Annotated in this window: 8 protein-coding genes; 7 read left to right on the top strand and 1 reads right to left on the bottom strand. The window is 73.9% G+C overall.

From position 1 onward, the window contains the following. Window positions 1-2,164: CDP-glycerol glycerophosphotransferase family protein (locus ACFWA7_RS38525; RefSeq protein WP_385827834.1), on the top strand; the 2,164-nt coding region annotated here is incomplete at its 5' end. Between the two features lie 58 nt (window positions 2,165-2,222). Further along, window positions 2,223-3,803: a hypothetical protein gene (locus ACFWA7_RS38520; protein ID WP_385827833.1), complete on the top strand. Its 1,581-nt coding sequence runs from the start codon at window positions 2,223-2,225 to the stop codon at window positions 3,801-3,803. 149 nt (window positions 3,804-3,952) lie between these two features. Here the strand turns inward: ACFWA7_RS38520 and ACFWA7_RS38515 are convergent, their stop codons facing one another. Next, window positions 3,953-4,579: a TetR/AcrR family transcriptional regulator gene (locus ACFWA7_RS38515; RefSeq protein ID WP_385538796.1), complete on the bottom strand. Its 627-nt coding sequence runs from the start codon at window positions 4,577-4,579 to the stop codon at window positions 3,953-3,955. Between the two features lie 178 nt (window positions 4,580-4,757). On the opposite strand from ACFWA7_RS38515, the gene ACFWA7_RS38510 reads away from it, so the two are divergent. The 5 genes from ACFWA7_RS38510 to ACFWA7_RS38490 all read left to right on the top strand — a co-directional run bounded on the left by ACFWA7_RS38510 (window position 4,758) and on the right by ACFWA7_RS38490 (window position 10,871). After that, a complete protein-coding gene (locus ACFWA7_RS38510; RefSeq protein ID WP_385827836.1) occupies window positions 4,758-5,705 on the top strand; it encodes an ABC transporter permease in 948 nt (315 codons plus the stop codon). Continuing rightward, window positions 5,698-6,486 carry an ABC transporter ATP-binding protein gene (locus ACFWA7_RS38505; protein ID WP_385827831.1) on the top strand — a complete coding sequence of 263 codons (789 nt, stop codon included), beginning with the start codon at window positions 5,698-5,700 and terminating at the stop codon, window positions 6,484-6,486. The genes ACFWA7_RS38510 and ACFWA7_RS38505 overlap by 8 nt, the downstream gene beginning before the upstream one ends. 59 nt (window positions 6,487-6,545) lie before the next feature. Further along, entirely contained in the window at window positions 6,546-7,802 is a 1,257-nt protein-coding gene (locus ACFWA7_RS38500; RefSeq protein WP_385538800.1) for a glycosyltransferase 87 family protein, read from the top strand. A 67-nt stretch (window positions 7,803-7,869) separates the two neighbouring features. Next, complete coding sequence (locus tag ACFWA7_RS38495; protein ID WP_385827829.1) at window positions 7,870-8,907, top strand: serine/threonine-protein kinase; 1,038 nt, start codon at window positions 7,870-7,872, stop codon at window positions 8,905-8,907. A 62-nt stretch (window positions 8,908-8,969) separates the two neighbouring features. After that, a complete protein-coding gene (locus tag ACFWA7_RS38490; protein WP_385827827.1) occupies window positions 8,970-10,871 on the top strand; it encodes a serine/threonine-protein kinase in 1,902 nt (633 codons plus the stop codon). Window positions 10,872-10,886 lie beyond the last annotated feature (15 nt).

The following is a 10,886-nucleotide window of genomic DNA, read 5'->3' as shown; positions in this document are numbered from 1 at the left end:
CGCGGGCGCCGGTGGGGCCGTGGGCGCTGGTGGGGACGTGGGCGGGGGCGGGGGCACGGGCGCGGGCACGGCCACGGGCTCGGGCACGGCCACGGGCGGGGGCGCGGCCACGGGCACGGGCACGGCCACGGGCGGGGGCGCGGCCACGGGCGCGGGCGGGGGCGCGGCCACGGGCGCGGGCGGGGGCGCGGGCGCGGGCACATTCACCAGCACCGGCACGGATGGGCGCGCGGGCACGGGCACGAGCACGAGCACGGACGAGCGCACCGGCACCACCACGGCCCCAGCCCCAGCCCCACCCCCAGCCACCATCGAGCTCCTAGGCCGTCTCCACGGCCCCGCCCCCCACCCCACCCACTTCTCCCTGCACCACCCGCCCTCCGGCACGGAGTTCAGCTTCCCCGTGCGGGAGCGGCGGGACCGTGCCGGGTTCGCCGTGCGGGTGCCCCTCGCCGGGCTCACCGGCGTACCGCCCGCGCCCCACATCGCGCCCCGGGGCGTGGAACCCCAGGACGCGGACCGCTGGGAGGCCCGTTTCCGCTATCCCGACGGCACCCTGGGCGCGGTTCCGGCCGCGCTGGACCTGGCGCCCGGGCGCGCCCTCGGCCGTCTGTGCCTGCGCGCGGACGCGGCCGGGAACCTGGCGGTCGAGCTCACCCGGCGGCCGCTCGTCGACACGGTCGCCTGGGCCGCCGACGGCAGTCTGACCGTGGCGGGAACGTGGGGCCCGGACGACGTCCGGGGCGCCGCCGCCCGCCTGGTGCTGCGCCACACCGTCCTGCGCGAGGAGGTCGCCGTACCGGTCGCCCGGGACGGCGTGCGTTTCCGGGCGACCGTGCCTCCGGAGGCGACGGCGTCACTGGTGGAGGGCCGCTGGTCCACACTTCTGGGTGACTTTCCGGTACGCCTGCTGACGTCGGCCGGTGCCGCGCTCCCCCGCCCTCACACCCTCGCCGGACGCGGGTTCACCGCGGCCCGCCGCCACGGCGACCGGCTGGAGCTCGTCGCCGGGTCCCCTCTCGCCGAGGCCGAGCGCGGGGCGTACCGGCAGCGCGGGCTGCGCACGACGTACTACCCGGACCGGCGCCGCCACAGCCCGCTGGGCGACACCGTCCTGTTCACGGGCGGCGACTCCCCGCGCGCGGTGCTGGCCGAACTGGCCGGCCGGGACAGCGGATTGACCCCGCTGTGGGTCACCGGCGACCGGCTGCGCGCGGCCCCGCCCGGCGCCGCGCCCGTCGAGCCGTACAGCCGCCGCTGGTACGAGGCGCTGGCGACCGCCCGGCACATCGTCACCGACGACCATCTGCCCGAGTGGTTCGAGCGACGGCCGGGGCAGACCGTCGTGCAGACCTGGCACGGCACCCCGCTCGGCCGGATCGGCACCGATCTGACCGGCACCCCGCACGCCGACCACCGCCTTATCGAGGCGCTGCCGCGCCTGGCCCGCCAGTGGTCGCTGCTCGTGTCGCCCAGCCGGTGGGCCACGCCGGTGCTGCGCCGGGCCCTCGCGTACGACGGCGAGGTCCTGGAGGCGGGCAACCCGGCCAACGACCCGCTCCTCGCGCCCGGCCGGGACCGCGTCCGCGCCCGGGCGCGTGCCGCCCTCGGCGCGGACGCCGACGCGCGCGTGGTGCTCTACGCGCCCACCTACCGCGCCCACCTCCCCCTCGGCCCCGGCCACCCCGCCACCCACCGCTTCGACCCGGCCGGGCTCGACCTCGTCGAGCTGGAGCGCAAGCTCGGGGAGGACCACCTCGTCCTGGTGCGGCGCCACGCGCGCGTAGCGGGAGCCGCGCCCGGCGGCCGTGACGTCTCGGCGCATCCCACGACATCCGGGCTGCTGCTGGCCGCCGACGTCCTGGTCACCGACTACTCCGGGCTGATCTGCGGCTTCGCCCACACCGGCCGCCCGATGCTCTTCCACCCCTACGACCTCGCCCATTACCGCGACACCGCGCGCGGCTTCTACGCCGACTTCGAGGCGCTGGCCCCCGGCCCACTGCTCGCGGACACCGGTGCCGTGGCGGAGGCGCTGCGGGACCCGGAGACGGTCGCCGCGGCCCACACGGACGCGTACGCCGCCTTCCGCACCGCGTTCTGCGACCTGGACGACGGGCGGGCGGCGGCCCGGGTCGTCGACCGGCTGACGACGGGCTGCTGATCGGGTGATCGACGCGGGATGCCGGGACAGATGCGGCCCCCCACGGAACCGATGACCTGTGCGCACCTTTCCTCCCACCGGCCCCGCCCGGCTTCCGGCGCCCCGCCGCGCGGCCGTCCGCCCCGCCGACGCGCCGCCCCCGGGTCCCACCTGGCGCGTCACGCCGTACTTCGTGCTCGGCGGGGTGTTCTGGCTGGTGATATCGGCGGCGGCCTGGCGGGTGCCGATGTGCTGCGACCTGGGCACGCACGCCGCCGTGGTGGAGCGGCTGAAGGCCGATCTGCTCAACCCGGCCCACCCGATGGCCGACCTGCCGGGCGCGGGCAGCCCGTACTACTCGCCGTACTCGGTGGTCCAGGGCGTGTTCGCGCACCTCACCGGTCTGCCCGGCCGCGTGGTGGTGCGGCTCTTCGGGCCGGTCAACCTGCTGGTGCTCATCACCGGACTCGGCCGCTTCACCCGGCTGTTCTCCACGCGCGCGTGGGCGCCGGTGTTCGCGCTGGGCTTCTCGGCGGTGCTGTGGGGCACCGCGGTGACGTGGTGGAGCGGGTTCCTCGGCCTGCTGTCGATGACCGGCAACCTGTCCTACCCGAGCACGTTCGCCATCGGACTCACCTTTCACATCTGGGCCCTGACGGGCCGTATGACGGAACGTTCTTCCAGCACCCCTCGGCGGCGTGCGGCCCCACTGGAGTACGCCGCGCTCGGCGTACTGACCGGCGTGGTCGTCCTCGTCCACCCGATCACCGCGATCGCCGCGGTGCTCGGCACGGCCGGGCTCGCCCTCGCACGGAAGGGGGCGTGGAGCCGCGCGACGGCCGCCCGCTGTGCGCTGGCGGGGGCGGGCGCGCTGGCGGTGACGGTGACCTGGCCGTACTGCGACATCTTCACACTCGTCGGCGACACCGGCATCGATTCCATGCACAGGGCCCTGTATGAAGATCTGACCGGCCGTTACTGGCTGGCGGCCCTGCTCGGCGCGCCCGCCCTGCTGCTGCGCCTGCGCCGCGACCGGCGCGATCCGCTGGCGCTGATGACGCTGCTGTTCTGGCTGGTCGTCCTGTACGGCTGGGTCAGCGGCCACTACACGTACGGCCGGCTGCTCGCGGTCGCCCCGGTCCCCGCACAGGTCGCGCTCGCCGTCGAGCTGGCCGGGCCGCGCCCCTGGTCCACGGCCCGCCGCGCGCTGGCCCCGCTCGCGGCGGCCGGGGCGTGCCTGGGGTTCATCTCGGCCCAGGCCGGGGCGGTGACGCCGAGTCTGGGGGTGCGGGGCGTCGAGCGCCCGCCGCACTGGGACACGTACGGCTGGGCCGCCCAGCACATCCCGCCCGGCGAGACGGTCCTCGCGGACGACTACTACGTAGTCCGTTCACTGCCCGGGTACGGGCCCTTCCTGGTCGCTCCGGTCTGGCCCGACCCGGCGCTCGCGGAGCCCGAACGGCTGCGCCGCAAGGCGGCGGTGAAGCGGTATCTGTCCCCGTCGACGCCCCGTCACGCGCGCGCGGCCATCGCCCGCCGCTACGGCGTCCACTGGCTGCTGCTCACACCCGAGGAACGCCTCCCCGAGGAGGCCGTGGTGGTCGCGTTCGGCCCGCACAGCGGCGAGGTGCTGGCGAGGGTCGAGTACGGGAAGGGGTGAGGGGCGGGGGTCCAGGGGCGCGCGCCTTACGTACGTAGTACGTAGTGAACGCCCGGCCCCGTCGCCGTATCAGCCCGTCGCCTTATCAGCCCGACGCCGCCTCAGCCGGGCGCCGTATCAGCCCGACGCCGCCTCAGCCGGGCGCCGTATCAGCCCGTCGCCTTCAGTGCCGCCACAGCCGACGTGGCCAGATCGTCCAGGTACCCCTTCGGCAGGTCGCCCCGGACCACCACGAGCCGCCAGTACAGCGGGCCGACGATCAGGTCGAGGGCCCGGTCCGGGTCGGCACCCTCGGGGAGTTCGCCGCGCTCCACGGCCTCGCGCACGACGACCGCCGCGACGCCCTTCTGGCCGTCGAGCAGCGCCTTCTTGATGGCGTCGGCGATCTCCGGGTGGCGGACGGACTCGACGAGCAGGTCCGGGATCACCTGGGAGGCGACCGGGTGGCGCAGGGCGAGCGACGCCACCGCGAGCAGCGCGCGGATGTCCCCGTACAGCGAGCCCGTGTGGGGCACCGGCAGGCCCTGCGCGGCGAAGGCGGACACCAGGTCGAGGACCAGGCTCAGCTTGGACTTCCAGCGGCGGTAGACGGCCGTCTTGCCCACTCCGGCGCGGCGCGCGATGCCCTCGATCGACATCCGGGCGAACCCGACCGACGCCAGCTCCTCGAACACGGCCTTGCGGATGGCCTCGGTCACGTCGGAGCGCAGCACGGCGGCACCGGCCGGGGTACGGCGCTGGGGTTCGGCTGGGGCCGGGGCGTCCGAGTTGGTCATGTCTTGAGCATAGCGATACGACGAGACGGTTGCGTTGCGACGTCATCACGTCCTACTCTCACCGTTACGACGATACGGACCCGTCCCGTCGTAACCCCGGGTTCACCGCCCGGCCACTCCCCGGCCTTGAGACACCGCGTCCCCGCGAGCACCCGTCCGCGAAGCCACGTCGAAAGCGATCGTTGTGAGCCAGACCGCAGCACCGCCGGCCCCGCCGGTCCCCGCGCAGGACACCCGGCCCGTCGACCCCGACCAGGGCCTGGGCGCCGCCGAACTGGCCGCCAAGTACGGCCTGACGGTCAGCGGAGCCCGTCCGACCCTGAAGGAGTACGTCCACCAGCTCTGGGAGCGCCGCCACTTCATCTCGGCGTTCGCCACCGCCAAGCTCACCGCGCAGTACAGCGAGGCGAAGCTGGGCCAGATCTGGCAGCTGATGACCCCGCTGCTCAACGCGACGGTCTACTACTTCATCTTCGGCATCCTGATGGGCACCAAGCAGGGCGTCCCGGACTACATCCCGTTCCTGGTCACCGGCGTCTTCATCTGGACCTTCACCGCCAACTCGATCATGTCGGGCACGCGCGCGATCACCGGCAACATGGGCCTGGTGCGCGCCCTGCACTTCCCGCGCGCGTCGCTGCCCATCGCGCTCGCGCTCCAGCAGCTCCAGCAGCTGCTCTTCTCCATCGCCGCGCTCGCGATGATCCTGGTCGCCGTCGGCGTCTACCCGGCGGTGTCCTGGCTGATCGCCGTCCCGGCGCTGATCCTGCAGGCCATGTTCAACACCGGCCTGTCGCTCGCGATGGCCCGGGTCGCCAGCAAGACCCCGGACGTCTCGCAGCTGATGCCCTTCGTGCTGCGCACCTGGATGTACGTATCGGGCGTCATGTGGAGCCTGCCGCAGCTGATGACCCGCAGCTCGCTGCCGCACGGCCTGGTGAAGGTCCTCCAGTACAACCCTGCCGCCGTCTACATCGACCTGATGCGCTTCGCGCTGATCCACAGCTTCAAGGCGAAGCAGCTCCCGCCGCACGTGTGGGCCGTCGCGGGCGGCTGGGCGGTCCTCGCCCTCGTCGCCGGGTTCATCTACTTCTGGAAGGCAGAGGAGAAGTACGGCCGTGGCTGACAGCACTCCCACCGCGCTCGGCGCTCCCACCGTGATCGCCGAGGACGTGCACGTCGTCTACAAGGTCAACGGCGGCTCCACCAAGGGCAGGGGAAGCGCGACCTCCGCGCTCAGCCGGATCGCCTCCCGCGGGGCCACCCCGGGCATCCGCGAGGTGCACGCCGTCAAGGGCGTCAGCTTCGTCGCCCGCAAGGGTGAGGCGATCGGCCTGATCGGATCCAACGGCTCGGGCAAGTCGACCCTCCTGAAGGCCGTCGCGGGGCTGCTCCCGACCGCCGAGGGCAGGATCTTCACCCAGGGGCAGCCCTCCCTGCTCGGCGTCAACGCGGCACTGATGAACGACCTCACCGGCGAGCGCAACGTCACCCTCGGCGGACTCGCCATGGGCATGTCCCGCGAGGAGGTCCGGGACCGCTACGACGACATCGTCGAGTTCTCCGGGATCAACGAGAAGGGCGACTTCATCTCGCTCCCGATGCGTACGTACTCCTCCGGCATGGGCGCCCGGCTGCGGTTCTCCATCGCCGCCGCCAAGTCCCACGACGTGCTGCTGATCGACGAGGCGCTCTCCACCGGCGACGCCCGCTTCCAGCGCCGCAGCCAGGAGCGGATCGAGGAGCTGCGCGCCGAAGCGGGCACGGTCTTCCTGGTCAGCCACAGCAACGGCACCATCAGGCAGACCTGCGACCGGGCCATCTGGCTGGAGTCGGGGGTCCTGCGGATGGACGGCCCCGCCGAGGAAGTCGTCGCGGCGTACGAGGAATACACCAAGAAGAAATAGGGTCAACCTCCTACAACTAGTACGAATAAATATCCCAAACCAGTCTAAACTTCTGGTCGATGACGACCCAGCAGCTACGCATCCCCGCCCCGTCCGCCGCCCCCGACCCGGGCGCCTCCGGCCGCCGCACCCGGTACGCCGCCGTCGCCGCCACCTGGCTCGCCACGCGCGCGTTGATGCTGTTCCTCCTCGCCGACGACTCGATCGGCGTCGGCGGAGTGACCGGCGAGGTGTACGTCCTGTACCGCCAGTGGCACGAGCAGCTGACCGCCGGTCACTTCCCGTACGGCGACCCCACCTGGCAGTACCCGCCGGGTGCGGGCGCGGTGATCCTCGCCCCCTCGCTGCTGCCGTTCCTGACCTTCTTCCAGGCGTTCGTCGCGCTGACCCTGGCCGCCGACGCGCTGATCGCCTTCGCGCTGGTACGGGCCGGGGCCCGGGCGGCCGGCAGCGCGGCGGGAGGCTGGCTGTGGGTGGGCGGCCTGCCGCTGCTGCTCCACCTCCCGTTCGCCCGTTACGACGTCCTGGTCACCGCCCCGGCCGTGGCCGCCCTGCTCTGCGTACGGCGCAGACCGCGGCTCGGCGGGGCGCTCGCGGGCTTCGGCGCCCTCGTCAAGGTCTGGCCGGCCCTGGTCCTGATCGGCACCCAGCGCGGTCGCACCACGCGCGCGTCGTGGACGGCGGCGCTCGGCGCGGCCGCCGCCCTGCTCGCCGTCCTCGCCCTCGGCTTCAGCCACACCCTCGACTTCCTGCGCCAGCAGGGGAGCCGGGGCGTGCAGATCGAGTCCCTCGGCGGCACCGCCCTCCAGCTCGCGCACCTCCTCGCGCACTGGCCCGGCCGGGTCGTCTACCGGTACGGGGCGATGGAGTTCGCCGGCCCGTACGTGTCGAGCGTGGCCGCCCTCGCGCTCGCCCTGACCGCGGCCGCGTTCTGCTGGCTGCTGCTGTGGCGGGTCAGGGCGCGCCGGTGGACGGCGGCCACGCCGGCGGACGCGGCGCTCTGCGCGGTCCTGCTGTTCACCGTGACCAGCCGGGTGATCAGCCCGCAGTACCTGATCTGGCTGCTCGGCCTCGCCGCCGTGTGCCTGACCTCCCGGCAGACCAGCCAGCGGCCCGTCGCACTCCTGACACTGCCCGCCGCGGCCCTCAGCGCCCTCGCCTTCCCGACCCTGTACGACCAGGTCATGGCCGGGACCGCGGTCGCCACCTCGCTGATGGTGCTGCGCAACGGACTGCTGCTCGGCGCCGCGCTGCTGTCCTGCCGGCGCCTGTGGACGGCGACGGCCGCGGGGCCCGTTGTCAGTGGGCCGCGATAGTCTCGTTCCTCATCGGCAGGAGGGCCCCGGCAGCACTGCAAGAGGCCCTGGGGGAAGGGGGATCGAGGTGTCCGACACGCGTTTACCGCCGCTGCGCGCGGACGACCCGCGCCAGATCTCCGGCTATGTCCTGGAAGCCCGCATCGGCGAGGGCGGCATGGGCACGGTCTACCTCTCCCGCACCCGCGGCAGCCAGCCGGTGGCACTCAAACTGATCCGCAGGGAGTACGCGGAGAACGAGGAGTTCGGCCGCCGCTTCGCGCGCGAGGTCGAGGCCGCCCAGCGGGTGTACGGGGCCCATGTCGCCCCCGTCCTGGACCACTCGGCGCGGGGCCCCCGCCCCTGGCTCGCCACCCGCTACATCCCGGGTGTCCCGCTGGACGACGCCCTGGAGGCGCACGGACCGCTGCCGCCCGGGGCCGTGCTGCACCTGCTCGCCTGCGCGGCCCGCGCGCTGGACTCCGTGCACCACGCCGGGGTGATCCACCGCGATGTGAAGCCCGGCAATCTGCTGCTCGCCGCCGACGGCCCCTGGCTGCTCGACTTCGGCATAGCCAAGGCCGCCGGGGCGGTCCGGCTCACCACCACCGGAAAGCTGGTGGGCACCCCGAAGTACATGTCGCCCGAGCACGCCCTCGGACGTGAACTCACCCCGGCCGCGGACGTCTTCGCGCTCGGGCTGCTCGCCGGTCTCGCCGCCACCGGGCAGCATCCGTACGGGCGGGGCAACGCCCTGGCGGTCGCCACGCGCATCGCGGGCACCGACCGCGAGCCGCCCGACCTCACGCCGTACCCCGAACCGCTGCGCGAGGTGCTCCGGCTCTGCCTGGCCGCCCGGCCCGAAGAACGGCCCGCCGCCGCCGAGTTGGCCGCGCTGTGCCGTCGGCTGTCCGGCCGCGGCCCGCTCGACTTCGCGGACTGGCTGCCCGCGCCGCATCTGGCCGCGATCGCCGCGAAGGAGGCGGCGGTTCGGCTGCGGATGGCGCTGCCGGACGCCCCCACGGTCGCGGCGATGCCCCCGACGGCGCCGCTGACGGTGCGCGACGCCGACGCGGCCGAGTTCATCCGGCGGGTGCGCGGGACCAGGCGTTCCGGAGATGAGTAGTAGCGGCGGCTGCTGCCCGCGTAGGCTCTGCGCCCGCAGCAGTTGACGGCACGTCGGGTGCCATGACCGGGGGAGGACCCATCAGCAGATCCGGCGACACACTCAGTCCACTCGGGCCCGAGGACCCGCGCGAGACCGCCGGCTACCAGCTCCTCGCCCGTATCGGCGAGGGCGGCATGGGCACGGTCTACCTCTCGCACACCCGTGGCGGACAGCCGGTCGCGCTCAAGGTGATCCGCCGGGAGTACGGCCAGGACGCCGACTTCCGGCGCCGCTTCGAGCAGGAGGTGCAGGCCGCCCGCCGGGTGCAGGGCTACCACATCGTGCCCGTGGTGGACCACGACACCAGCGGCGCCCAGCCCTGGCTCGCCACGCAGTACGTGCCGGGTCTCTCACTGCACGACGCGCTGGCCTCGTTCGGCCCGCTGCCGCTGCCCGCCGTCTTCCAGCTCATCGGCTGCGCGGCCCGGGCGCTGACCGCGGTCCACGCCGCCGGGGTGATCCACCGCGATCTGAAGCCCAGCAACGTACTGCTCGGCTCCGGCGGCCCGTACGTGATCGACTTCGGCATCGCGCGCGCCGCCGACGCCACCCAGCTCACCGCGAGCGGCGGCATGATCGGCACGCCGCAGTACATGTCGCCCGAGCACGCGCTGGGCGAGCAGCTCACGCCCGCCACCGATGTGTTCTCGCTCGGTCTGATCGCCGCGGTAGCGGCCACCGGCCGCCACCCGTACGGCGACGGCGGCGCCATCACCGTGGCCGCGCAGATCGCCAACTCCGCGCACCGCCCGCCGGACCTGAGCGGCTACCCGGCGGAGCTGCGCCCGCTCCTTGAGTGCACGCTGACCGCCGACCCGGCGCGGCGCATCACCCCGGCCGACCTCGCCCCGCTCTGCGAGCAGGCGTCGGGGCGCGCCCTGCGGGACTTCGCCGGCTGGCTGCCGGAGGCGGTGTCGGCGGAGATCGCCCGCAGCGAGCAGACGTCCGCGACGCCGCCCAAGCCCGCCCCGGCCCAGCCCCCGCTGCCGCCCACCGCGGCCCCGGCGATGCCCCCGCCCCCGCCGCACACCGCTCCGCAGGTCCCCCAGGCCCCGCCGACGACGCCCCCGGCCGCCCAGGCACCGCCCGCCCCGCAGACGGGTCCCCAGACGGGCCCGGTTCCCGGGTACGGCACGGGGTACGGCGCCCCGTACGACACGGGGTACGGCGCGGGCTACGGCACGGCCCCGCAGCCCGCCGTCCACCCCCACCCCCACCCCCACGCCCAGGCGCCGGCCCCCGCGCCTTCTCAGGGCGCGCCGAAGAAGAAGCCGAAGCGCCGGGTCCGTACCGTCCTCATGGTGGCCGCCCTGGTCGTGGCGGTCGGTGCGGGAGCGGCCGCGGCGGTCTGGATCACCAAGGGCAAGAAGGACGACGGCGCCGACCAGGCCAAGGGCGGCACGACGCAGTCGCCCGCCGCCAAGAACCCGCCGAAGCAGTCCCCGGCGGCGGACTCCACGCCCTCGGACGGTGCGATCGACGACAGTTCGGCGCCGCCCGCCAACGTCACGTACACGGTGGTCTTCCAGGACAAGCCGATCACCCTGCGTACGCCGGAGTCGCTCTCCACCACGCAGATCGACTTCGACATCCCGGCGGTGGACCCGACCGGAAAGCTCGCCTACGACAACACCGAGTTCGAGGCGCGTGACGACCGGCTGGACTTCAAGCAGGCGCTCGGCAAGGCGAACGGCACCACGCCGGAGCTGTGCCGCGAGGGCGCGCTGCAGAACCCGCTGCCCAAATCCGCCTCGGCCCAGGCGCTCAACGACGACCACCTGATCAAGGCGGGCGACACCATGTGCTCGGTCACCACCAAGGGCAATCTGGCCATGTGGAAGATCACCAAGGTGACGCCGTCCACGGACAACAACATCCCGGCGTTCGAGGGCACGGTCACGCTCTGGAAGGCGACGCGCTAAAGGAAAGACGGGGGG

Source organism: Streptomyces sp. NPDC059994 (assembly GCF_042737755.1).
Classification (GTDB): domain Bacteria; phylum Actinomycetota; class Actinomycetes; order Streptomycetales; family Streptomycetaceae; genus Streptomyces.
This window is presented reverse-complemented; position numbering and strand designations above follow the sequence as displayed.

What these genes read in the sequence shown, in the direction of transcription:
- ACFWA7_RS38515 (WP_385538796.1), bottom strand. Translation starts at nt 4,579, where the DNA reads ATGACCAACTCGGACGCCCCGGCCCCAGCCGAACCCCAGCGCCGTACC.
- ACFWA7_RS38500 (WP_385538800.1), top strand. Translation starts at nt 6,546, where the DNA reads ATGACGACCCAGCAGCTACGCATCCCCGCCCCGTCCGCCGCCCCCGAC.
- ACFWA7_RS38490 (WP_385827827.1), top strand. Translation starts at nt 8,970, where the DNA reads ATGACCGGGGGAGGACCCATCAGCAGATCCGGCGACACACTCAGTCCA.